19 protein-coding genes are annotated in these 22,760 nt (G+C 70.6%); 10 read left to right on the top strand and 9 right to left on the bottom strand.

What is annotated here, in order from left to right:
• Positions 1 to 10: 10 nt before the first annotated feature.
• On the top strand, positions 11 to 1,222 hold the full coding sequence (locus tag OHA72_RS59220) for a leucine-rich repeat domain-containing protein (protein WP_327004871.1): 1,212 nt from the start codon (positions 11 to 13) through the stop codon (positions 1,220 to 1,222).
• Between the two features lie 19 nt (positions 1,223 to 1,241).
• Here OHA72_RS59220 and OHA72_RS59215 read toward each other — a convergent pair whose 3' ends face one another.
• Positions 1,242 to 1,811, bottom strand: coding sequence for a TetR/AcrR family transcriptional regulator (locus OHA72_RS59215; protein ID WP_327004870.1), 570 nt, complete (start codon positions 1,809 to 1,811; stop codon positions 1,242 to 1,244).
• A 70-nt stretch (positions 1,812 to 1,881) separates the two neighbouring features.
• Between OHA72_RS59215 and OHA72_RS59210 the strand changes: the two genes are divergently transcribed.
• Entirely contained in the window at positions 1,882 to 3,294 is a 1,413-nt protein-coding gene (locus OHA72_RS59210; RefSeq protein WP_327004869.1) for an MFS transporter, read from the top strand.
• 68 nt (positions 3,295 to 3,362) lie between these two features.
• On the top strand, positions 3,363 to 4,865 hold the full coding sequence (locus tag OHA72_RS59205) for a dolichyl-phosphate-mannose--protein mannosyltransferase (RefSeq protein ID WP_327004868.1): 1,503 nt from the start codon (positions 3,363 to 3,365) through the stop codon (positions 4,863 to 4,865).
• Positions 4,866 to 5,702: 837 nt separating this feature from the next.
• Here the strand turns inward: OHA72_RS59205 and OHA72_RS59200 are convergent.
• Positions 5,703 to 6,068, bottom strand: a complete 366-nt coding sequence (locus OHA72_RS59200; protein ID WP_327004867.1) for an STAS domain-containing protein — start codon at positions 6,066 to 6,068, stop codon at positions 5,703 to 5,705.
• Between the two features lie 83 nt (positions 6,069 to 6,151).
• Positions 6,152 to 6,781: an alpha-ketoglutarate-dependent dioxygenase AlkB gene (locus OHA72_RS59195; protein WP_327011884.1), complete on the bottom strand. Its 630-nt coding sequence runs from the start codon at positions 6,779 to 6,781 to the stop codon at positions 6,152 to 6,154.
• A 104-nt stretch (positions 6,782 to 6,885) separates the two neighbouring features.
• On the opposite strand from OHA72_RS59195, the gene OHA72_RS59190 reads away from it, so the two are divergent.
• A complete protein-coding gene (locus OHA72_RS59190) occupies positions 6,886 to 8,001 on the top strand; it encodes a cytochrome P450 (RefSeq protein WP_327004866.1) in 1,116 nt (371 codons plus the stop codon).
• Here the strand turns inward: OHA72_RS59190 and OHA72_RS59185 are convergent.
• On the bottom strand, positions 7,979 to 9,256 hold the full coding sequence (locus OHA72_RS59185; protein WP_327004865.1) for an ROK family protein: 1,278 nt from the start codon (positions 9,254 to 9,256) through the stop codon (positions 7,979 to 7,981). The genes OHA72_RS59190 and OHA72_RS59185 overlap by 23 nt on opposite strands.
• A gap of 501 nt (positions 9,257 to 9,757) precedes the next feature.
• On the opposite strand from OHA72_RS59185, the gene OHA72_RS59180 reads away from it, so the two are divergent.
• Positions 9,758 to 14,038, top strand: coding sequence for a discoidin domain-containing protein (locus OHA72_RS59180; protein WP_327004864.1), 4,281 nt, complete (start codon positions 9,758 to 9,760; stop codon positions 14,036 to 14,038).
• 46 nt (positions 14,039 to 14,084) lie between these two features.
• Here the strand turns inward: OHA72_RS59180 and OHA72_RS59175 are convergent, their stop codons facing one another.
• Both OHA72_RS59175 and OHA72_RS59170 read right to left on the bottom strand, forming a co-directional pair.
• Positions 14,085 to 15,056 carry an aminotransferase-like domain-containing protein gene (locus OHA72_RS59175; protein WP_327004863.1) on the bottom strand — a complete coding sequence of 324 codons (972 nt, stop codon included), beginning with the start codon at positions 15,054 to 15,056 and terminating at the stop codon, positions 14,085 to 14,087.
• The gene (locus OHA72_RS59170; protein ID WP_327004862.1) at positions 14,969 to 15,469 is read right to left on the bottom strand and encodes a GntR family transcriptional regulator; all 501 of its coding nucleotides are present in this window, start codon (positions 15,467 to 15,469) and stop codon (positions 14,969 to 14,971) included. The genes OHA72_RS59175 and OHA72_RS59170 overlap by 88 nt, the downstream gene beginning before the upstream one ends.
• On the opposite strand from OHA72_RS59170, the gene OHA72_RS59165 reads away from it, so the two are divergent.
• From OHA72_RS59165 to OHA72_RS59150, 4 genes are all read left to right on the top strand, one after another.
• Positions 15,468 to 16,415 (top strand): DMT family transporter, encoded by a 948-nt coding sequence (locus tag OHA72_RS59165; protein ID WP_327004861.1) that lies wholly within the window; start codon positions 15,468 to 15,470, stop codon positions 16,413 to 16,415. The two genes, OHA72_RS59170 and OHA72_RS59165, sit on opposite strands and share 2 nt — an antisense overlap.
• Positions 16,416 to 16,436: 21 nt before the next feature.
• Positions 16,437 to 17,027, top strand: coding sequence for a hypothetical protein (locus OHA72_RS59160; RefSeq protein WP_327004860.1), 591 nt, complete (start codon positions 16,437 to 16,439; stop codon positions 17,025 to 17,027).
• A 17-nt stretch (positions 17,028 to 17,044) separates the two neighbouring features.
• Positions 17,045 to 17,476, top strand: a complete 432-nt coding sequence (locus tag OHA72_RS59155) for an RpiB/LacA/LacB family sugar-phosphate isomerase (protein ID WP_327004859.1) — start codon at positions 17,045 to 17,047, stop codon at positions 17,474 to 17,476.
• A gap of 265 nt (positions 17,477 to 17,741) precedes the next feature.
• Positions 17,742 to 19,511: an ABC transporter substrate-binding protein gene (locus OHA72_RS59150; protein ID WP_327004858.1), complete on the top strand. Its 1,770-nt coding sequence runs from the start codon at positions 17,742 to 17,744 to the stop codon at positions 19,509 to 19,511.
• A 144-nt stretch (positions 19,512 to 19,655) separates the two neighbouring features.
• On the opposite strand, the gene OHA72_RS59145 is transcribed toward OHA72_RS59150, so the two are convergent.
• Positions 19,656 to 20,273, bottom strand: coding sequence for an NAD(P)-dependent oxidoreductase (locus OHA72_RS59145; RefSeq protein WP_327004857.1), 618 nt, complete (start codon positions 20,271 to 20,273; stop codon positions 19,656 to 19,658).
• An 83-nt stretch (positions 20,274 to 20,356) separates the two neighbouring features.
• Between OHA72_RS59145 and OHA72_RS59140 the strand changes: the two genes are divergently transcribed.
• On the top strand, positions 20,357 to 20,923 hold the full coding sequence (locus OHA72_RS59140; RefSeq protein WP_327004856.1) for a TetR/AcrR family transcriptional regulator: 567 nt from the start codon (positions 20,357 to 20,359) through the stop codon (positions 20,921 to 20,923).
• A gap of 30 nt (positions 20,924 to 20,953) precedes the next feature.
• Here OHA72_RS59140 and OHA72_RS59135 read toward each other — a convergent pair whose 3' ends face one another.
• On the bottom strand, positions 20,954 to 22,042 hold the full coding sequence (locus OHA72_RS59135; protein WP_327004855.1) for a baeRF3 domain-containing protein: 1,089 nt from the start codon (positions 22,040 to 22,042) through the stop codon (positions 20,954 to 20,956).
• 70 nt (positions 22,043 to 22,112) lie between these two features.
• Positions 22,113 to 22,751 carry a class I SAM-dependent methyltransferase family protein gene (locus tag OHA72_RS59130; protein ID WP_327004854.1) on the bottom strand — a complete coding sequence of 213 codons (639 nt, stop codon included), beginning with the start codon at positions 22,749 to 22,751 and terminating at the stop codon, positions 22,113 to 22,115.
• Positions 22,752 to 22,760 lie beyond the last annotated feature (9 nt).

The following is a 22,760-nucleotide window of genomic DNA, read 5'->3' as shown; positions in this document are numbered from 1 at the left end:
ATTCGGCGGCGTGGATCGCGACGTGTTCGCCGCCCGGTTCGCGGCGTCGGCGGCGGCCGCGCGGGACCTCGCCCGCGCGGCCGTGCTGGAGCCGCTGCCGGAGCGGCTGCTGTTCCGGGTGCGGCTCAACCAGTCCTACGACGGCAACCCGCCGGTGCCCGGCGAGGTGCGGTATCCCGAGGACAGCAGCCGGGACCGCGCCGTGGCGCTGCACCGGTGCGACGCGGAGACCGCGCTGGCCGAGCTGTGGCGCGACGGCCGCGTCCCGCAGTGGATCAACCTGGGTGTCGTCAGCGAGACCGGCGACGCGACCCTCGTCGAGGCCGTCTGCTGTGGCCGGTTCTTCGACGACGAGGACATGCTCTATCACGCCCCCACGGGCCCGCCGCCGTTCAACGTGTGCGGGCCGGTCCTGCCGTTCGGGCGCCGCGACGTCCCGTTCAGCATCCACGCGCTCGCCGAGTGCTGGGACGCGGCGGACCTGCGCCGGATCGCCGCCGCACCGGAGCGGGTGGAGTCGCTGCACCTGATGACCGCCGGGTTCGACGCCGCACTACCGGACCTGCCGAACCTGGAGATCCTCGACCACCGGATGTGGACGCTCGGGGACCTCTCGGCGTTCGCCCGCTTCCCGAAGCTGCGGTTGCTCCGGCTGCACGTGGCGGCGGACGGTGTCCAGGTCTGTGCCGCGAGGTCGCTCGACGCCCTCGAAGACCTGACGATCACCGGCCTGCCGGCGACGCCGTGGGGGTCGCTCGCCGGGGTCCTGCCGGCCGTGACCACCATGGCCCTGCACGCGCCGGGCGCCCTGCGGCTGGACGGCGCCGTGCCCCGGTCCCTGCGGACGCTGCGGATCACCGCTGGCGAGGTCGCCGGGCCCGCGACGTTGCCCGACGGGCTGGACAGCCTGGACCTCCACATCGCCCACGGCACGGACCGGGACGTGGAACGGCTCCTGGGCGGCGTGACGCGACTGCGGTCCCTGGATCTGAGCGGCACACCCGTGACCGACGCGGTCATCCCGGTCCTCGACCGGCTCGACCTGCAGGTGCTCGACCTGCGCCGCACGGCGGTGACCGACGCGGCGCTGGACCGCTTCCGCGAGGAGCGGCCCGGTGTGCGCCTGCACCCCTACGTCCCGCCGCCCGGTTACGTCCCGCCGCCGTCGCCGTATGACGGCGTGACCATCACCGTCGACGAGCGGCCGTCCTCAACCCGTTGAGCCACGCTCGAGTAGGTTCTCAGCCCGTCCAGCCGCGCTCGAGCAGGTCGAAGATCGCGTCGAGGGAGGCGCGCGGGTCCGGGTCGGTGCCGGCCAGCTCCGGGACCTCCAGGACGTAGCGGGCCAGCGCGCGCACGGCGGGATCCTGCGCGTCGCCTTCCCCGGCGATCGCCGCCGCCAGCGCACCCTCGCCGGCGATCCACAGTTTGCGCTGGTACCCGGCCAGGGCGGGCGTGCCGACGATCAGGTCGCGCTTGCGGAGCAGCTCGGGGGTCAGGTCGGTGGCGAACGGGCCACGGCCGGCCATGAACTCCCGCAGCGCGGCGAGGACCGAGGTGCCGGCGGGACGGTCGCGGACCGCGGCGACCACCGCCTCGCGCCGCTCGGTGCCGTCGTCGAAGATCAGCGCCTCCTTGCCGTCCGGCACGTGCTTGAACAGCGTGGCCAGCGACACGTCGGCGGCGTCGGCGATCTGGGCGACCGTGACCCCGTCGTAGCCGTGCTCCAGGAACAGCTCCAGCGCCGCGTCCGCGAGGGCCTGACGGGTCAGCGCCTTCTTGCGCTCCCGCCGGCCGGTGGGCGTCGTCATGCGCACCATCGTACCGACTATGAAAGTAGAATTACTTTGAGTTTGTAGTGACTCTGATTATTCTCGGAGCATGACCACCACAACGACCAGCGGCCTGTCCACCCACGCCATGTGGGCGATCCTCGCCCTGGTGCTCCTCGCCGACGGCCTGGACATGATCGACTCGACCGTCACCAACATCGCCGCGCCCACCATCGCCCAGGACCTGCACGGCGGAGAGGGCCTGATCAAGTGGCTCGGCACCGCGTACATGCTGGCCATGGGCGTCCTGCTCGTCGTCGGCGGACGCCTGGGCGACAAGTTCGGCCAGCGCCGGCTCTTCCTGGCCGGCATGGCCGGCTTCACCGTCGCCTCGGCCGTCGCGGGCCTCGCGCCCGACCCCGCGGTGCTGATCCTCGCCCGCATCGCCCAGGGCGCCTTCGGCGCGCTGCTGATCCCGCAGGGCATGGCGATCATGACGAAGGCGTTCTCCCGGGACATGCTCACCAAGGCGTTCGGGCTGTTCGGCCCGCTGCTGGGCGTGGCCACCGTCGGCGGCCCGGTCCTGGCCGGGTTCGTCATCGACGCCGACCTGTTCGGCCTGTCGTGGCGGCCGATCTTCCTGGTCAACCTGATCCTCGGCGCCGCCGGCCTCGCGATCGCCGTGCGGATCCTGCCCCGCGACGAGGGCGACCGCTCCACCACCGTCGACGGCTGGGGCTCCGGCCTGCTCGCCGCCACGATGTTCGGCCTGCTGTACGGCCTGATCGAAGGCTCCACCAACGGCTGGACCACGGTCCCGGTCCTGGCCGTCGCCGGCGGCCTCGCCTGCTTCGCCGCGTTCGCCCGCCGCCAGCGCACCGCCACCGACCCGCTGATCAAGCCGTCGCTGCTGCGCAACCGGGGCTTCACCTCCGGCCTGCTGGTCGGCCTCGCCGTCTTCGCCGCCACCACCGGCCTGGTCTACGTCCTGTCCCTGTTCATCCAGACCGGCCTGCACGCCTCCCCGCGCGGTGCCGCGCTCGCCCTGCTGCCGCTGACGCTGGGCATCATCGCCTCGGCGTTCGCCGCCATGGGCGGGCTGGTCGAGAAGCTCGGCCGCACCCTGATCTTCATCGGGCTCGCGCTGGTACTGGCGGGCGCCGGCTGGGTGCTCGCACTCGTCCTCGCCTCGGGTACCACCACCGGCCTGTGGGCCCTCGCACCAGCGCTGTTCGTCGTCGGTGTCGGCATGGGCTGCTGCTACAGCACCATCTTCGACGTGACGCTCGGCGACATCGACCCCGACGAGGCCGGCAGCGCCAGCGGCTCGCTCAGCTCCGTCCAGCAACTCGCCGCCGGCATCGGCTCGGCCGCCGTCACCTCGCTGTTCTTCCACGCCGCGGCCGGCGGCCTCGACCACGCCATGACGATCAGCCTCGCCGTGGTCCTCGCGCTCGTCGCCGCCAGTGTCCCGGTCGTCACGCTGATGCCCCGCAAGGCACCAGCCGAGACGCACCACTGACGCTCCGCCGGCGCTTCGCTGGTACGGGCGGGGCCTCCGCCCCGGCGATCTCCCCCTACGATCACCGGATGACTTCGTCGGAGGCCCGGACCGTGCCTGACGTGACCCGTCGCCGGCTCGCCCGGCCGGCACCCGCCACACCCGGGTTCTGGTTGGCGGCGATCCTGGTCACGGGGATCGGGCTGTTGCTGCGGATGGTGAATCTGGCGCACCCGAAGGAGACGGTGTTCGACGAGGTCTATTACGCCAACGAGGCGTGGGACCTGTTGCAGCACGGGGTCGAGTGGAACCCGGAGGACGGCACCCCGCAGTACGTGGTGCACCCGCCGCTGGGGAAGTGGATGATCGGGCTGGGCGAGCAGATCTTCGGGTACAACTCGTTCGGGTGGCGCATCGCCGCGGTCACGGTCGGTGTGGTGTCGATCCTGCTGATCGTCCTGGCCGCGCGGCGGCTGTTCCGTTCCACGCTCCTGGCGGCGACGGCGGGGCTGCTGATGTCGCTGGACGGGATGCATTTCGTGCTGTCCCGGGCGGCGCTGCTGGACATCTTCCTCATGTTCTGGATCGTGGTCGCGTTCTACTTCCTCGTCCTGGACCGCGAGCAACGCCGCGCCCGCTGGCTCACCCTGCTGGAGACCGGCGGCGACCCCGACCACCCACGGCTCGGGATTCCCTGGTACCGGCTGGCCTGCGCCGTCTCCCTCGGCCTCGCCTGCGGCGTCAAGTGGAGCGCGCTGTGGTACGTGCTGCTCTTCGCCGCGCTCACCGTCATCTTCGAGGCCAGCGCCCGCCGCTCAGCCGGCGCCGCCCGGCCCGTGTACGCCGCGATCCTCCAGGACGGCCGGTGGGTCCTCGCCTTCGGCGCCCTCATCGTGGTCACCTACCTGGCCACCTGGACCGGCTGGTTCGCCTCCGACGACGGCTACTTCCGCCACTGGAACGCACAGGCACACGGCCTCACGCAGGACGGCCTCCTCGACCCGCTGGTCAACCTGTGGCACTACCACCAGGAGGCGTACGGCTTCCACACCGGCCTGAGCACGAAGCACCCCTACCAGTCCTGGCCGTGGATGTGGCTGCTGCTCGGCCGCCCGGTCAGCATGTACGTCAACACCGACGGCCCGTGCGACGCCTCCAGCTGCGTCTCCCAGATCCTGCTGCTCGGCACGCCGGTCCTGTGGTGGTCGTTCCTGCCGGCGCTGATCGCCCTCGCCTGGCTGGCCATCGCCCGCCGCGACGGCCGCGCCTGGCTCATCATGGCCTGCTCCCTCGCCGGCATCGTGCCCTGGTTCCAGAACATGCCGGCGCACCGCACGATGTTCTACTTCTACGCCCTGCCGGCGGAGCCGTTCCTGATCCTCGCCGTCGTCTACGTCCTGGGCGCCATCATCGGCCCGCCCCGCCACCTGAACCCCAGCAGCGACCGCCGCCTGATCGGCGCCATCATCGCGGGCGCTTACGTGTCGCTGGTCGCGGTGTGCTTCGCCTACTTCTACCCGATCTACAGCGGGGTCGACATCACGAATGCTGAGTGGCTGTCGAGGATGTGGCTCGGCTCGCGCTGGATGTGACCCCGATGCGGTGTTGCCTTGTGGTTGCTCTTCGCGTGCGTGATCGTCATCCCCGTAATAGAAATCCATCACGGCTGCGGCCGTTTGTGGTTCCGCGCAGCCTCCGGCGGCGCGACGGGTAGCGCGGTCACCGTCCGTGCCGTAGTTGCGGTGATGCCAAGCCAGGTCCGAACTCACATGATCCAGCGCCGTCGAGCGCATCATTCGGTGCTACAACACCGCCGCTGGTCAAAAAGACGAAGACCATCGATCACTAGACCGGGTAGTACCAGCACTCGGACCGCGATCTTCCGTCCCGGCCCATGATCGAAGGACGGCCGTGGTCGTCCGGGCGACCAGTCTGGTCCTTCGATCATGAGCGGGGTCGGTGCGGATCAACGCGGATCGGCGCCGCGCCGCGGTTTGGGTGATTTGCGATGGTTTTGAAACCAGCGACGGTGTGGCACCACCGAATGACGACCTCGACGGCGCTGGATCATGTGAGTTCGGACCTGGCTTGGCATCACCGCAACTACGGCACGGACGGTGACCGCGCTACCCGTCGCGCCGCCGGAGGCTGCGCGGAACCACAAACGGCCGCAGCCGTGATGGATTTTCTATTACGGGGATGACGATCACGCACGCGAACCGCAACCGTTGGCCAACAAGCGAATCGGCGAACGCAAGGCGGGTGATTCGGTCTGTTCTTCGAAGCCGACGGCGCTGTGGAACCGTCCCAGGCACGGAGGAGAGCCGCGCCGCGTGGAACCGCGACAGCCGCAGCGGGGATGGCCGCTATTGCGGGCATGCCGAACACGCACGCGGAGAGCGATCGCATGGCAGGCGGCGCAGCGGAGGTCAGGCGGCTGTGCCCGTGGTGTCGGGGGCGCTCAGGATTTCCATGAGGCCGAGCAGGTTGAGCACCCGGCGGACGCCCGGGCTGGGGTTGACGATCCACAGGTCGCTGTTGTTGCTGCGGGCGTGGGCGCGGGCGCCGACGAGCTTGCCGATGCCGGTCGAGTCGATGAATGACACGAGGCTCAGGTCGACCTCGACGCCGGTGGCGCGGACGTCGTCGATGGCGCGGTGCAGCACGGTGCGCAGCTGGGCGACGTTCTCCACGGTGACCTCGCCGGCCACTCTGACTCTGATCGCCTGGTTGGGCATCGGGTCGACCGTGATGTGCAACTCCGGGAACACCGCGAAACGATCGCCCTGGTTCATCTGGCTCACCTTCTCATAATCCGAGCCGGTCTCACGATACGGGTTGCGCGGCCGTCCCGCATCCATCGAGAGATCGAACCCGATCAGGCGACACCGGTGGGGCGGAACTGCACGCTGACGCGGGGGCCGACGGGGCGGGCGGTCTTGGGGATGGAGTGCTCCCAGGTGCGCTGGCAGGAGCCGCCCATCACGACGAGGTCGCCGTGGCCGAGGGGGAAGCGGATGCTGTCGCCGCCGCCGCGGGGGCGCAGCAGCAGTGAGCGCGGAGAGCCGAACGAGACGATCGCGACCATCGTGTCGAAGCGGGCGCCGCGCCCGATCGTGTCGCCGTGCCAGGCGACGCTGTCGCGGCCGTCGCGATAGAGGCACATGCCGGCGGTGACGAAGGGCTCGCCGAGCTCCTCGACGTAGTGCCGGGTCAGGTCGCGGCGGGCCTCGGTGAGCAGCGGGTGCGGCAGCTCGTCGCGCTCGCCATACCACCGCAGGAGGCGCGGGACGTCGACGACGCCGTCATACATCTTGCGCCGCTCGGCGCGCCAGTCGACGTCGTGGAGCAGGGTCTGCAGGACCGCGTCGGAACCGAGGACCCAGCCGGGGAGGTGGTCGACCCAGGCGCCCTGGCTGAGCTGGTGGCGCACCATCCCGCCGGGGAGCGGCCCCACCGTGGGCATGACCGTGTCCAGCATCGAGGGCTGGTACGCGAGCTCCGTCATCATGCGATCAACCCTACACCGTTTCGAACACCCGTACGAGTGACACGCGGCGGTCAGCCAGGCCGTATCGTATAGCTCACCATGAGTAGCGGGAAGACCGATCCATGAGCAGCAGGAAGATCGATCGCGGGGCCGCGGCCGGTGGCTGCCCGGTGCACGAGCGGCAGGACGGCGTCTGGGAGGTCTCGGGCTACGCCGCGGGGCGGGAGGTGCTGCGCAGCACCGGCACGCTGCAGGCGGGTCTCGGGGTGGAGACGGTGGAGAAGCTGCCACCGAGCATCCGGCGCCCGGTGTTGTACCGCGACGGCGAGGAGCACCGTGAGCACCGCCGGCAGACGGCGCGGTTCTTCACGCCGAGGCGGGTCGACGAGCACTACCGCGGGCTGATGGAGCGGGTCGCCGACGAGCAGGTCGCGATCCTGCGGCGGCAGGAGAGCGCCGACCTGGCGAAGCTCAGCTTCCGCATGGCGATCGAGGTCGTGTCCGCGGTGATCGGGCTGACGGAGAGCCGGCCGGGCCTGGACAAGCGGCTCGACGCGTTCTTCCCGGAGAAGTTCGGCAAGCCCGGGTTCACCAGCCTCAACGGGATCCGCTGGGTGTTGCGGCAGAATCTGCAGTTCCTCGGCATCTACCTCGCCGACGTGCGCCCGGCGGTGCGCGTGCGGCGCAAGGAGCGGCGCGACGATCTCATCTCGCACCTGATCGACGAGGGGTGCCGCGACGGGGAGATCCTGGGCGAGTGCCTGACGTTCGCCGCGGCCGGGATGGTCACGACCCGGGAGTTCGTCAACGTCGTGGCGTGGCATCTGTTCAGTGACGAGGCGTTGCGGCAGCGGTACACCGGCGGCGAAGAACCGGACAGGGTCGCGTTGCTGCACGAGTTGCTGCGACTGGAGCCCGTGGTCGGCAACCTCAAGCGGCGCACGACCGCGGAGCTGGCCACCGGCGACGGGGTGATCCCGAAGGACGCACTGGTCGACGTCAACGTCAGCGTCGCAAACCTGGAGGAGGCCGGCGAGGGGCCGGGGCTCGCGTTCGGCGACGGGCCGCACAAGTGCCCGGGCGCCCACGTGGCGATCCAGGAGGCGGACATCTTCCTGAGCAGGCTGTTCGCGGTGCCGGGCCTCAGGATGGTCAAGCCGCCGCGGGTCGCGATGAAGCCGGAGATCTCCAGCTACGAGCTGCGGGACTTCATCGTCAGCGTGCGGCCGCCAGGGTAGGCGCGGGCGCGAGGGACACCGCGGTGGGGTCCTCGATCATCCGCTCGACCACGACGCCGGCGCCGCCGCGGGCGGCCGCGGTGAAGCCCAGGTGCGACGCGACGAAGTGGCAGCGGGCCGCGGTGCTGGCGACCGCCATGCGGGCCAGGTTCGCCTGCGCCGACGGGATCAGGTGGTCGGCGAGCTCGGCGAAGTAGCCGCCGAGCACGATCACGCGCGGGTTGAAGAGGTTGACCAGGATCGCGCCGCCGTGGCCGAGCCAGCGGCCGACCTCGGCGACCGCGGCCGCCACGGCCTTGTCGCCGCGGGCGAGGCGGCGCATGACCTCCGCGATCCGCTCCTCGGGGTCGGGGATCGGGCCCTGTTCCAAGCCGTAGGCGACGTCGGGGGTGGCCCGGCGGACCAGCTCGGCGAGGCCGACCTTGGTCTCCCAGCAGCCGACGCGGCCGCATCCGCACCGGGAGCCGCCCGGGTCGAGCGGCAGGTGGCCGACCTCGCCGGAGAAGCCGTCGGCGCCGCGCAGGAGGCGGCCGTTGACGATCACGCCGCCGCCGACGCCGACCTCACCGGTGAGGTAGACGAGGTCGTCGGTACCGGCGGCGACACCCCACGTGTATTCGGCCAGCGCGGCCAGGTTGGCGTCGTTGTCGACCCCGATCCACAGGTCGGGGTCCAGGCCGTGGGCGAGGCGGGTGGCGACGGGGACGTCGCGCCAGCCGAGGTTGGGGGCGAGCACGACCACGCCGCGGGCCACGTCGACCAGGCCCGGCACCGCGACGGTCAGGCCGACCGGGGTCACGCCGCGGCGGACCAGCTCGGCGAGGGTCCGCTGGGCGGCCTGGGTGAGGTCGTCGAGGCAGCGCTCGACGTCGCGGCCCTTGGCGTCGAAGCTGACCCGCTTCTCGATGACGGTGCGGCCGGTGAGGTCGCTGCCGTGCACCGCGAGATAGTCGACGTTGATCTCGATGCCGACGGCGCCGACGTCGGGGGACAGGGCGATGCCCCGGCCGGGGCGGCCGGCGCTGCCGGAGTGCTCGGTGCCGATCTCGCGGACCAGGCGGCGGCTCAGCAGCTCGTCGACGAGGCTCGACACGGTCGCCTTGTGCAGGCCGGTCGCGGCCGCGATCGCGGCACGGGAGCGCGGTCCGTTGGTGCGGATGTGACGCAGGGTCCGGCTCAGGTTGACCCGGCGCAGGGCCAACTGGTCCGTGGGCTCATCGACGGAACCGGCGCCGGCGCGCTCCTTGCTCACCATCGGACGCTCATCCTCGACCGCACTCCCATCGAACGTCGAACGTCGAGCCCACCGCCGACGGGTGCCTCCGCGTCGGTATCGACGCAGCTCATTCGTCGGTCAGTCCGACGAATCAACCACGAAACATCCTGGCAACACCAGACCTGCGGACAACGAATCCAGAACGTTTCGAAACTCTTTTCAACATCCGTGTCGAGGTGCTCACGATCCAACGCAAGAACTCCACGAGATGCCACAGAACCGCCCGCCGCCGATTCCAGTGACAACCGTTGACTTCCCGGTAGCAAGTCTGCAACATTTGGGCCAACGCTATGCAAGATTCCAACAAGCTGACGGCAGACTCGCGCTACTCTCCGCAACTCACGCTGTGACCGGTCCGCCAACGGGTCACGCGCCACCGCACCGCCACTGCACGAGGGGCCCGACCGCCAAGTACGTGGTCCCTCGCGGAGCCGCCAACTCCCCGCACCCCACACCCGTCCCTGGAACAAAAGGATCGCGATGAGTAAGAGGCACGTGACGCGAAGGGTGCTCTCGGCGTTCGCCGTGGCAGCCCTGGTCGCGGTTACGGCTCAGACCCTGCCGGCGAACGCCGCCGGCGGCCCCAACCTTGCCAGCGGCCGGCCCGCCACGTCGAGCAGCACCAACGGCGCCAACGGGATCGGCAACATCAACGACGGCAACCAGGCCAGCTACTGGGAGAGCGCCAACAACGCCTTCCCGCAGTGGGCGCAGATCGACCTGGGCAGCGCGAAGAACATCGACCAGATCAAGCTGAAGCTGCCCAACGACACCGCCTGGGCGACGCGGCAGCAGACCCTGTCGGTGACCGGCAGCACCGACGGTGCCTCGTTCAGCACGATCGCCGGATCGCTCGGGTACAGCTTCAACCCGGCCCAGCAGAACACCGTCACCATCAACTTCACCGCGGTCAACACCCGCTACGTGCGGCTGAACTTCACCGCCAACACCGGCTGGCCCGCCGCGCAGGTCTCCGAGTTCGAGATCTACGGCGTCGCGTCGTCGACGACCAACCTGGCCGCCGGCAAGACGTTCTCCTCCAGCACCACCAATGGCGGCTTCACGGCGGCCAACGCCGGCGACGGCAACCAGGCCTCCTACTGGGAGAGCAGCGGCGCGTTCCCGCAGTGGGTCCAGGTCGACCTCGGCTCGGCCGTGCCGGTCAGCTCCGTCGTGCTGAAGCTGCCCACCGGCTGGGGCACCCGCCGCCAGACGCTGACCCTGCAGGGCAGCACCACCGGCAGCACGTTCAGCAACATCCTCGCCTCGGCCGAGTACGAGTTCAACCAGGGCACCGGCAACACGGTGACCATCCCGTTCACGACCCTGACCACCCGCTACATCCGGGTGAGCATCTCGGCGAACACGGGCTGGGCCGCCGCGCAGGTGTCCGAGCTGGAGGTGTACGGGCCGTCGACCGGTGACACCCAGGCGCCGACCGCGCCCGGGAACCTCGCGTTCACCCAGCCGGCCAGCGGCCAGATCCGCCTGACCTGGAACGCCTCCACGGACAACAGCGGCACCATCGCGGGCTACGACATCTACGCCAACGGCGTGCTGCGCACCAGCGTGGCGGGCACCGTGCTGACCTTCACCGACACGCAGCCGGACACGGCCACCGTGCAGTACTTCGTGAAGGCCCGCGACGCCGCCGGCAACCAGTCGCCGAGCAGCAACACGGTCACCCGTACCGGCACCGTCGTGGACACCACGCCGCCGTCGGCACCGTCGAACCTCGCGTACACCCAGCCGGCCAGCGGCCAGATCCGCCTGACGTGGAGCGCCTCCACGGACAACAGCGGCACCATCGCGCGGTACGACGTGTACGCCAACGGCGCCTACCGGGCCAACGTGGCCGGCAACGTCCTCACCTACACCGACAACCAGCCCGACACGGCGACGGTGTCCTACCAGGTGAAGGCCGTCGACGGCGCCGGCAACAACTCGGCCGCCAGCAACACCGTCACCCGCACCGGCACCGGCAACCCGCCGGCCGGCACCAACGTCGCGCTCGGCAAGACGATGGTGGCCAGCGGTTCGGTGTTCACGTTCGTGCCGGCCAACGCCAACGACAACAACGTCGCCACCTACTGGGAGGGCGCCGGCCTGCCGGCCACCCTGACCTCGCAGCTGGGCGCGAACCACGACATCAGCAAGCTGACGCTGAAGCTCGACCCGAGCACCGCCTGGGGCGCGCGCAAGCAGACCATCGAGGTCCTCGGCCGCGAGCAGAGCGCCAGCGGCTACACGACCCTCGTGCCGGCCCGGGAGTACCAGTTCGACCCGGCCAACGGCGCCAACAGCGTGGACATCACGGTGACCGCCCGCGTCGCGGACGTGCAGCTGAGGTTCACCGCCAACCAGGGTGCCCCGTCGGGGCAGGTCGCCGAGTTCCAGATCTACGGCGTCGCCGCGCCGAACCCGGACCTCGTCGTCACCGGCATCTCCAGCTCGCCGGCGAACCCGATCGAGACCGACTCGGTCAGCCTCACCGCCACGGTGAAGAACCAGGGCACCGCGGCCTCGGGCGCGACGACCGTCAAGTTCTACTTCGGCACCACGCTCGTGGGCACCGCGAACGTCGCGGGTCTCGCGGCGGGCGCCACCGCCAACGTCACCGCCGGCATCGGCGCCCGTGACGCCGGCTCGTACACGCCGATCGCGAAGGTCGACGAGGGCAACGCCGTCGTCGAGCAGGACGAGGCGAACAACACCTTCACCGGCTCCGCGTTCACCGTCGCGCCGGTGCAGACGTCCGACCTGCTCGCCGCGCCGTCGGCCTGGTCGCCGGGCAACCCGTCGGCGGGCAACACGGTCACGTTCTCCGTGGCGATCAAGAACCAGGGCACGCAGGCCTCGGCCGGCGGCGCCCACGGCATCACCGTGACCGTCAAGGACGCCACCAGCGGCGCGACCGTCAAGACGCTGACCGGCTCCTACACCGGCGTCATCAACGCCGGCGCCACCACCGCCCCGGTCAGCCTGGGAACGTGGACCGCCGCCAACGGCAAGTACACGGTGACCACGGTGATCGCCGCGGACACCAACGAGCTGTCGGTCAAGCAGGCCAACAACACCTCCGTGCAGCAGCTGTTCGTCGGCCGCGGCGCGAACATGCCGTACGACATGTACGAGGCGGAGGACGGCAGCGTCGGCGGCGGCGCGGCGGTCGTCGGGCCGAACCGCACCATCGGTGACGTCGCCGGCGAGGCGTCGGGCCGCAGGGCGGTCACGCTCAACTCGACCGGCTCCTACGTGCAGTGGACGACCCGGGCGAACACCAACACGCTCGTCGTGCGGGCGTCCATCCCGGACGGCACCACCACGTCGCTGAACATCTACGTCAACGGCACCTTCCACAAGGCGATCAACCTGACGTCGAAGTACTCGTGGCTCTACGGCAACGAGGCCTCGCCGACGAACTCGCCCGGTGCCGGGCCCCGTCACATCTACGACGAGGCCAACGTGATGCTCAACGGCACGGTGGCCGCAGGCAGCACGATCAAGCTGCAGAAGGACGCCGCCAACGGTGGCACGTTCGCGGTGGACTTCATCAACCTCGAGCAGGTGTCGCCGATCGCGAACCCGGACCCGACGAAGTACATCGTCCCGGCCGGCTTCACCCACCAGGACGTGCAGAACGCCTTCGACACGGCCCGCCAGAGCTCGACCGCGGTCGGCGTCTACCTGCCCGCCGGCACGTACGAGACGAACAGCAAGTTCGGGGTGTACGGCAAGGCGGTCAAGGTCGTCGGCGCCGGCCCGTGGTACACGAAGTTCCAGACGCCGCAGGGCCAGGAGAACACCGACGCCGGCTTCCGCCTGGAGACCAGCGCCAACGGCTCCACCTTCTCGGGCATCTCGTTCTTCGGCAACTACACCTCACGCATCGACGGCCCCGGCAAGGTGTGGGGCGAGCTCAAGGACATCAACGGGCTGACCATCGACAACGTCTGGGTCGAGCACACCGTCTGCATGTACTGGGGCGTGAAGAACAACAACATCACCATCACCAACAGCCGGATCCGCGACACGTGGGCGGACGGCATCAACTTCACCAACGACACCACCAACACCCACCTGAACAACATCGACGCCCGCTCCACGGGTGACGACTCGTTCGCGCTGTTCTCCGCGACCGACGGCGGCGGCTCGGTGGGCAACCACGACAACCTGTGGGAGAACCTCTCCGCGACGCTGACCTGGCGTGCGGCGGGCCTCGCGGTGTACGGCGGCTACAACAACACGTTCCGCAACCTCTACATCGCGGACATGCTGACGTACTCCGGCATCACGATCAGCTCGCTGGACTTCGGCTACCCGTTCGTGGGCTTCGGCACGCAGCCGACGGTCTTCCAGAACATCTCGCTGGTGCGTGCCGGCGGGCACTTCTGGGGCAACCAGGCCTTCGGCGCCATCTGGGTCTTCTCGGCCTCGAAGGAGTTCCGCGGCATCAGGGTGTCCGATGTGGACATCGTGGACCCGACCTACTCGGGCATCATGTTCCAGACCAAGTACAACGGCGGCCCGGAGTTCCCGGTGACCGACACCATCTTCACGAACATCAACATCAGTGGTGCGCGGCGCAGCGGTGACGCGTTCGACGCCAAGTCCGGCATCGGCATCTGGGTCAACGAGATGCCCGAACCCAACCAGGGCCCGGCCGTCGGCTCCGCGACGTTCAACCACCTGACGTTCTCGAACAACGCCGAGAACATCCGCAACACCACCAGCACCTTCACGCTGGTGATCAACCCGTAACACTCCACTGTGGAGGGCCGCCGGTGCTGTCGCGCCGGCGGCCCTTTCACAATGCCGCCGCAAGCCGGCGGACGCCCTCGCGCAGCTGGTCCGGCGCGGCGGCGGCGAACGTCAGCCGCAGATATGCGCCGTCGGGCTCGGCCGCGAACCACGGCCGCCCGGGGAACACCACCACCAGCCTCGCCGCGGCGGCGTTGGTCACGGCGACGTCGTCGGCGCCCTCCGGCAGCCGCGCCCACACGTGCAGCCCTCCCGCAGGAACCAGCGCCAACCGCAGCTCTGGTACGTCCACCGCAAGGGCTTCGGTGAGCACTTCGCGGCGGGCCCGCAACTCCGCGCGCAACGCCTTGAGGTGCCGGGGCCACGCCGGCGACGTCACCAGATCCAGGGCCGCCTGCTGCAGCGGCCCGGCGACGAAGAAGTCGTCGAGGACCCGCGCCGCGCGCAGCCGGGCACCGGCCGCACCGCGGGCACCGATCGCGGCGACCCGCAGGCCCGGAGCGGCGGACTTGGTCAGCGACCGCAGGTACACGACGTGCCCGTGCGGGTCGTCGGCGACCAGGGGGCGCGGGGGATCGTCGTCGATCGCGAGGTCCCGGGCGTAGTCGTCCTCCAGCAGGAACGCGCCCGCGGCCCGCACCGCCGCCATCACGTCCGGCCGCCGGGCCGCGGACAGGGTCGCGCCGTGCGGGTTCGCGTACAGCGGCTGGCAGTAGAACAGCCTGGCGCCGGTGCGCAGGAACGCGGCCCGCAGCAGGTCCGGGCGCACACCCTCGGCGTCGGTGGGCACCGGCACGACCCGCAGGCCGGCGGCGCGGGCGGCGGCGAGCGCGCCGAGGTAGGTCGGCGCCTCCACCAGGATCGCGTCGCCGGGCGCGCAGAGGGCCCGGAACGCCGTCGACAGCGCCGACTGCCCGCCGGGGCAGATGCTCATGTCCTCGGCCCGCAGCGCGCCGCCGGAGGTGCGGGCGAACCAGGCCCGCAGGTCCTCACGCCCTCCACCGGGCCGCGCTGCCACGACGCGGGCTGGCGGGCCGCCCGGGACAGCGCCGCGCCGAGCGCCGCGACGGGCTGCAGGTCCGCGTCGAGATAGCCGCTGGACAGCGGGATCATGCCGGGCCGCGGCATGGCCAGCAGCGCCTGCATGGCGTCCTCGCCGGGTGGCCGCGCGCCGAGGGCGATCGACTGCCAGCTGAGGTCCTCCTTGTCCACCAGGTGCCGGCGGTGGGTGACGAAGGTGCCGCGGCCGGGCTGCGCGTCCAGGACGCCCTCCGCGGTCAGCGTGCGGATCGCCCGGGTCACGGTCACCGGCGACGCCTGATGGCGGGCGCTGAGCTCGCGCACGGTGGGCAGCCGAGACCCCGGTGCGGCCGCGTCGGCCGCGGCCCGGAGATCTTGGATAACGCGGGCCGCTGCGTTATCGTCATTCATGAGAGACGAGAATAGCGTTACTCGCCCGAAGGCGATAACGGGCGTGGTCCTGGGCCTGCTGGGCGTGCTGTCGTTCAGCATGTCGCTGCCGGCCACCCGGGTCGCCGTGGGCGACCTCGACGCGTGGTTCGTCGCGTTCGGCCGCGCCGTCGGCGCCGGGCTGCTCGCACTGGCATATCTCGCCGTCACCCGGGCGCCGCGGCCCACGCCCGCGCAGTGGCGGCGGCTCGCGGTCGTGGCCCTTGGCGTCGTCGTGGGCTTCCCGCTGTTCACCTCCCTCGCGCTCGTGACGAGCACCGCGTCGCACGGCGCCGTCGTCGTCGCGCTGCTACCCGCGATCACCGCCGGCTTCGCCGTCCTGCGCAGCGGCGAGCGCCCGACCCCCGCGTTCTGGGTCGCCGGCGGCGCCGGCCTGGCCGCCGTCCTGGTGTTCCTCGTCGCCAGCGGCGCGGTCCGTGGCGCGGTCAGCGTGACCGACCTGTTCCTGCTCGCCGCAGTGACGCTCTGCGGGCTCGGCTACGCCGAGGGCGGCGCCCTGGCCCGCGACCTCGGCGGTGCCCGGACCATCTGCTGGGCCCTCGTCCTGTCGCTGCCCGTCACGCTCGCCGTCAGCGTCGCCTCCGTGCTGCGCCAGACCCCGCACGCGTCGGCCTCCGGCTGGGCCGGCTTCGCCTACGTGACCGTCATCTCGATGTTCCTGGGCTTCTTCGCCTGGTACGGCGGGCTCGCCCGCGGCGGGGTCGCGAAGATCGGCCAGCTGCAGCTCTCCCAGCCGGTGCTGACCCTCGCGTGGTCGGCGCTGCTGCTGCACGAGGCCGTGCCGCCCGGCGCGATCGTCGCCGCGGTCGCCGTCCTGGCCTGCGTCGCGCTCACCCAGCGGCTGCGCGCGGCGAAGGTCGCCAGCCCGATTGATGACATTGGCCGGTACGCGACTGACCTCCGGTGAACCGGGCACCAGCATGAGCGCGTGAAGAAGGCCCTCATCATCATCGGAATCATCGCGGGCTCGCTGCTGCTGCTGTGCTGTGGCGGCGGCGTGGCCCTGTACTTCCTTGCTGACAGCAACACCTACGCCAGGCCCGCCGACGCCTGCAGCACCGTCACCGGTGCCCAGGGCGTGCCGGCGTTCGGCACCGTCAAGGACAAGCAGCCGAAGGACACCACCGCCTTCGGCCGCACGTACCCGGGCTGCGTTGTCACGTTCGAGGCGACCGGCACGCTGACCGTCATGATCGATGTGCCGTCGTCGGCGTCGGACGTGCGCACCCACTACGACGCGGTGAAGAAGCTCGCCGACGCCAGCACCGCGGCGGGCGCGACCGTCGCCGGCGTCGACGGCATCGGCACCAAGGCGTTCGCCATGTACACCACGGCCGGCGGCGCGCTCATGTACGAGCTCGACTTCTACGACGGCAACCTCTACGTCAGCCTCAACCTCACCGCCCCGACCGGCACCACCCTCACCCCGGACAAGGTCCGCGCCGACCTCCTCGTCGTCGGCAGGTCGCTGATGTCGTCCCTGGAAAGCACGTCGTCGGGCAGCGACTGGGACGACTGACGCCGTACTTTGGTTGCGTGCGTATCGCGTTCGCGGCAGACGACTCCAACGAGACCACCGCAGCCGTCGTCCGGCACCTCACCGAGCAGCACGAGGTGCTGGACGTCGCTGTGTCCGGCGCGACCTGGCCGGACCTCGGCACGGCCGTCGGCCGCGCGGTAGTCGACGGCCGCGCCGACCTCGGCGTGGTGATGTGCTGGACCGGCACCGGCACGGCGATCGCCGCCAACAAGGTGCCCGGCGTGCGGGCCGCGCTCGCGTGGGACCCGTGGATCGCCCGTGGCGCCCGGCTCTGGAACGACGCGAACGTCCTCGCGATGAGTCTCAAGCGACTCGCGCCCGACGTGGCCGTCGAGGTGCTCATCGCCTTTCTCGCCGTCGAGGGCCCGGACGCGTCCGAGGCCGCGAACATCGCCCTGCTCGATCGAGTGACTGGTGACGGTGCTTGACCAAAGCGTGACCTGAACGATCGCAACCGCTTCGCGGTGCCCGAGGTCTTTGCTCAATGAACGGCGACGCACATCGCCGTTGCGCGAGCGGCATTGCCGACCAACACCGACAGACGACTCGACGACCCACATGGTGGGCGCGGTGCATGCCCGTGCCCGTCCACAGTAGAGGGTCCACAGAGGACGGCTGGCGATGTGTGCTGCCCGCGTGCCGAAACGCCGTCCACGACCGCACAGTCGTGGCATCCGGGAAGGTTCTACACACGTGAATATCAGAACGAGTGCGCTGGTGGCCGGGGCGGTCACCGCGACGCTTGTGCTGTCCGCCTGTGGCAGCGGCTCAAGCAGCGACAATACCAGCAAGGACAGCGGTCAGAAAGGCACCGCCGGGTTCAATGCGGCATTGACCGGTGTGGTCAACCCTTCGGACAAGAAGGGCGGCACGCTGAAGGTCACCAACCACGACAACCCCGACTCCTACGACCCGGTGCGCGCCTACTACGCCAACATCTGGAACTTCATGAAGGGGTACTACGTCCGTACCCTGCTGACCAACCAGGCCAAGCCCGGCGACGAGGGGCTGGTGCTGACCGCCGACCTGGCCACCGACCTGCCGAAGATCGAGGACGGCGGCCGGAAGTACACCTTCACCCTGCGCAGCGGGCTGAAGTTCGAGGACGGCACCCCCATCACGTCGAAGGACGTCAAGTACGGCGTCGAGCGCGTCTTCGCCTCCGACGTGCTGTCCGGCGGCCCGAGCTACCTCATCGACGTGCTCGACCAGGGCCAGAAGTACCCGGGGCCGTACAAGGACACCGACCCCGAGAAGCTGGGCCTCAAGTCGGTGCAGACCCCCGACGACAGCACCATCGTGTTCACCCTCAAGGAGCCGCTGAGCGACTTCCCGTACCTGCTCGCGATGCCCGGCGCCGGCCCCGTGCCGAAGGCGAAGGACACCGGCGAGCGGTACTCCAACCACCCGGTCTCCTCCGGCCCGTACAAGTTCGAGTCGTACGACGAGGGCAAGAAGGCCATCCTGGTCCGCAACGACCAGTGGGACCCGAAGACCGACTCGATCCGCAAGGCGCTGCCGGACCGCATCGAGGTCACGTTCGGCACGGCCGTCGAGGAGATCGACAACCAGCTGATCGCCGGTGAGGTCGACCTGGACCTGGCGCAGACCGGTGTCCAGCAGGGTTCGCAGGCGAAGGTCCTGCTCAACCCGGACGTGAAGAAGAACGCGGACGCGCCGACCACCGGCTTCATCCGCTACTTCGCCATCAACACCAAGGTCGCGCCGTTCGACAACATCCACTGCCGCAAGGCCGTGCAGTACGCGACGGACAAGATCGCGATGCAGACGGCCCGTGGCGGCCCGGACGCCGGCGGCGACATCGCCACCAACATGCTGCCGCCGAACATCGCCGGCCACGACCCGAACCTCGACCCGTTCAACACCAAGTCGGGCAAGCCGCAGCTCGACAAGGCCAAGGAGGAGCTCGCCGCGTGCGGCAAGCCCAACGGCTTCGACACCGTGCTGGCCACCCGCAACTCCGGCAAGGAGCCGAAGACCGCGGAGGCGCTGCAGGCCGCGCTGAAGAACATCGGCATCAACGCCCGGCTCGACCCGAGCGACGCGTCGCTGTACTTCCGCTCCACCGTCGGCGCGCCGTCGAACACCAAGTCCAAGGGCTACGGCCTGATAATGGCCGGCTGGGGTGCCGACTTCCCGACCGCGTCGGGCTTCCTGGCGGTGCTCGTCGACGGCCGGCAGATCCTGCCCAGCGGCAACAACAACTTCTCCGAGCTCGACAACGCCGAGGTCAACAAGCTCATCGACCAGGCGAAGGCCGAGTCGGACCCGAAGAAGTCCGCCGCCATCTGGGGCCAGATCAACAAGATCGTCATGGATGAGGCGGTGCTCGTGCCGTTCACCTACGACAAGGCGCTCAACTACCGCAACCCGCGGCTCACCAACGTCTTCATCAGCCAGTACTACGGCATGGTGGACTTCGGCAGCCTCGGCGTGAGCTGACCGCACCGGGAGTGCCCGGGTTGACGAGGGACTTCCCGGGCATGCGGTGACGCTCGCGGCCGCCTGGCCTCCTTGGGGCGACCGCGAGCGTCCGACCCGGATCCGGTGCCCGCCGGATCCGGGCCGCGGTGCTGTTCCTCCGCCTCAGTAGGCGATGTTGACGCGGCGGTGGATGTGGGCGTCGTCGTTGAGCGACTTGAGCATCGCGTCGGCGACGTCGGCGCGGGACAGCGTCCGTCCACCGCGGACGTTGCGGTCGACGACCGTCCGATATGGACGGTGGCCGCCGTCGGTGAGGCGGGGCGGGCTGATCAGCGTCCAGTCCAGGCCGCTGGCCCGCAGGACCCGTTCCGCCTCGGCAAGGTCCTCGAAGCTGGCCTTCAGGGCCAGCTGTACCAGAGGCTTCGCCACCACGCGCATGAGCAGGCTGTCGCCGCGGTCGGCGACCCGGCCGGCCGCGTCGACGGACACGATGCGCCGCACGCCCGTCGCGCGCATCGCGGCGACGGCGGCACGTGCGCCGTCGGCCTGCACGGTCGGCGGGCCGCCCCTGCGATGGCCGAGAGCGGTGAGCACGGCGTCGCGGCCGGCGACGGCCTGTTCGAGGGCCGCCGCGTCGTCGAGCGTCGCGCGGACCACCGTCGCGCCGGGGATGCCGACGTCGCGCCGGACCACCGCCGTCATCTCGTGCCCCAGCCGCAGCCCCTGCTCGATCAGCTGCCGCCCGATCCCGCCCGTCGCCCCGAACACGGTCACCTTCATGTCGTCCCCCTCAGTGGTGAGTGAGCACTTACTAACCACTACAATCGTGGGTGAGTGTTCACTAACCTGTCAAGGGAGCCGGATTGGGCACGCGCGACGTGATCCTGGACGCCGCCGCCTCGGTGCTGCGGACGCGGGGCCTGGCCAACTCCACCACCAAAGAGATCGCCCGCGCCGCCGGCTACTCGGAGGCCACGCTCTACAAGCACTTCCGTGACAAGATCGATCTGATGGTGGCCGTCCTGCACGAGCGCGGCCAGCAGTTCATCCCGATGCTGCAGACCCTGCCGGACCGCGCCGGCACCGGCACCGTCCGCGACACCCTCACCGAGCTCGCCGCCGTCGCCATCGGCTTCTACCGCGACGGCTTCCCGATGTTCGCCTCGATCTTCTCCGACCCCGCGATCCTCAACGCCCACCGCGACCAGCTGCGCACCCAGAACCTCGGCCCGCACCGCGCCAACGACAGCCTGGCCGACTACCTGCGCGCCGAGCAGCGCCTCGGCCGGATCGCCCCGGACGCGGACCTCGAGGCGATCGCCGGCCTGCTGCTGGGCGCCTGCTTCCAGCTCGCCTTCATCAGCCACTTCTCCCAGCGCCGAGCCGACCTGGAGTCCGCCGCCGCCTTCGTCTCCCAGCTCAGGCTCTGATGTTCCGGTGACGCCTACCCGCGCCGGCGTTCAGTAGCGCAGGATCAGGGCGATGCGGCCGTCGGTGGCGAGGCTGCCGTCGCCGACGAAGGTGACCTCGCCGCCCTGGCGGGCGACGAGTTCGACCACGTCGTCGACGGCGTCGTCGACGAGGGTGCCGGCGGGGGCGCGGGTCGGCTGCTGCTCGGCGGGGTGCAGGTGGTCCTCGTGGATCCAGGCGGGGCTGTGGTAATCCTCCTCGACCAGCAGGTGGGCGCCGCGGCCCTGGCGGGCCAGTTGCCAGACCTCGGGCAGCCCGGCGGCGAAGCGGTTCGCGCCGCGGGCCACGTCGAGGTGTTCGAGCGCGGCGATCTGCTCGAAGGCCTGGTGGGCGGCGAGGTGCGGGGCGAGGATGCGGTGCAGGTCGTGCGGGCCTGAATGGTCGTAGTTGCCGGGGACCGTGCCGGCGATCGGGCCGGTCCACTCGGCGGCGAAGAAGGCCAGGTAGCGCTCGACGCCCAGGACGAACACCGGTCGTGCGTCGATGGCGTCGACCTGGGCGAGGGCGGTGGCGATGTCGCGGAAGAACTGGCGGTGCCGTTCGTCGCGGTGCGCGCTGGGGTTCTGGCCGTAGTCGCGGGGCAGGCCGAGCGCGCCGCCGGGGCCCTCGTGCGTGAACGGGAAGCCGTGCGTGGTCACCTCGACGAGGTTGGTGCCGTCGCCGCTCCACAGGCGGGTCGGCTGCTCGGACAGCACCAGCGCCCAGTACCGGTGCCGGCGGGCCGCGTCGGCGACGACGTCGCGGATCTCGTAGGTGTCGGCGACCACGACCCGCTCGTTGACGGGGCTCTCCAGGACGCGGATGTGCACCTGGCCCGGCGAGGCGAACAGCGCCAGCCCTTCGCCCACCTGCCGCAGGTCGACGTGCGCGGCGGCTTCGGCTATCTCGTCGTACACGGCGGCGGCGACGTCCGCGGGCACCGCCTCGTCGGCTTCGAGGCGGCGGCGGGTCTCCGTGAGGAGGTTCCGCAGCCGGATCGGGTCCTGCTGGTTGGCGGGCGGCGTGCGGTGGGTCGGCATCAGCAGGGACACCGCCGGGTAGCCGCTCGGCGTGAGGGTGGCCAGGTCCTTCACCGTCATGGGCCCACGGTTGCGCTGCGGGGCGTCGGGTCGGCTCGCCCGGGCCAGGTGAAATCAGAGGCAGGTGAAATCAGAGGAACGTGAACAGCCGCCCGCTCAGCGCGCCGTGACGCACCGCGCCGGCGAGCCGGTGCATGCCGACCCGGAAGCGGGCGTCGTCGGGGGCGGTGAAGGACAGCTCGGTGAAGCCGTGCTCGGCGAACAGCGTGCGGACCCACCGGCTCGGGTCGGCCGCGTCGTCGCCCCGGCCGCGTGTCCAGATCACGATGCCGCCCGCGACCAGCAGCGTCGGCAGGGCCGCCACAGTGCGCCGCACGTCGTCGTCGGCGATGTTGCCGAAGACCCCGCACACCACCAGGATGTGCGCGGGGCGCACGTCGAGGTAGGTGCCCGCGTCGCCGGCGTCGGCGGTGCGGATCTCGACCCTGGACAGCCCGAGGTCGTCGGCGGTCTCCCTGGCCCGCCGGGCGAGGGCCGGGTCCAGCTCCACCAGCAGCGCGCGGACCCGGCGGTCGTGCTCGGCGATGACCGGCAGCACGTCGCGGCCGTCGCCGGCGCAGATGCTGATGAGCTGCCGCGTCCCGTCGGGCTCGCTCGGGGAGGTGCCCAGCGCCCGGCGCAGGTCCCGCTGCACGACCTCGAGCCGGCGGCCCAGGGAGGAGCCCTTCGCGTCGTACTCCTGGTGCCAGCCGACCCAGTCTCTGCTCACCGCGCCATT

Source organism: Dactylosporangium sp. NBC_01737 (assembly GCF_035963215.1).
In the GTDB taxonomy this organism is placed as follows: domain Bacteria; phylum Actinomycetota; class Actinomycetes; order Mycobacteriales; family Micromonosporaceae; genus Dactylosporangium.
This window is presented reverse-complemented; position numbering and strand designations above follow the sequence as displayed.

Coding starts and splice junctions, on each gene's coding strand:
- OHA72_RS59215 (WP_327004870.1), bottom strand. CDS start 1,811: ATGACGACGCCCACCGGCCGGCGGGAGCGCAAGAAGGCGCTGACCCGT.
- OHA72_RS59210 (WP_327004869.1), top strand. CDS start 1,882: ATGACCACCACAACGACCAGCGGCCTGTCCACCCACGCCATGTGGGCG.
- OHA72_RS59205 (WP_327004868.1), top strand. CDS start 3,363: ATGACTTCGTCGGAGGCCCGGACCGTGCCTGACGTGACCCGTCGCCGG.
- OHA72_RS59200 (WP_327004867.1), bottom strand. CDS start 6,068: ATGAACCAGGGCGATCGTTTCGCGGTGTTCCCGGAGTTGCACATCACG.
- OHA72_RS59195 (WP_327011884.1), bottom strand. CDS start 6,781: ATGACGGAGCTCGCGTACCAGCCCTCGATGCTGGACACGGTCATGCCC.
- OHA72_RS59190 (WP_327004866.1), top strand. CDS start 6,886: ATGAGCAGCAGGAAGATCGATCGCGGGGCCGCGGCCGGTGGCTGCCCG.
- OHA72_RS59185 (WP_327004865.1), bottom strand. CDS start 9,256: ATGGTGAGCAAGGAGCGCGCCGGCGCCGGTTCCGTCGATGAGCCCACG.
- OHA72_RS59180 (WP_327004864.1), top strand. CDS start 9,758: ATGAGTAAGAGGCACGTGACGCGAAGGGTGCTCTCGGCGTTCGCCGTG.
- OHA72_RS59165 (WP_327004861.1), top strand. CDS start 15,468: ATGAGAGACGAGAATAGCGTTACTCGCCCGAAGGCGATAACGGGCGTG.
- OHA72_RS59170 (WP_327004862.1), bottom strand. CDS start 15,469: ATGAATGACGATAACGCAGCGGCCCGCGTTATCCAAGATCTCCGGGCC.
- OHA72_RS59145 (WP_327004857.1), bottom strand. CDS start 20,273: ATGAAGGTGACCGTGTTCGGGGCGACGGGCGGGATCGGGCGGCAGCTG.
- OHA72_RS59135 (WP_327004855.1), bottom strand. CDS start 22,042: ATGACGGTGAAGGACCTGGCCACCCTCACGCCGAGCGGCTACCCGGCG.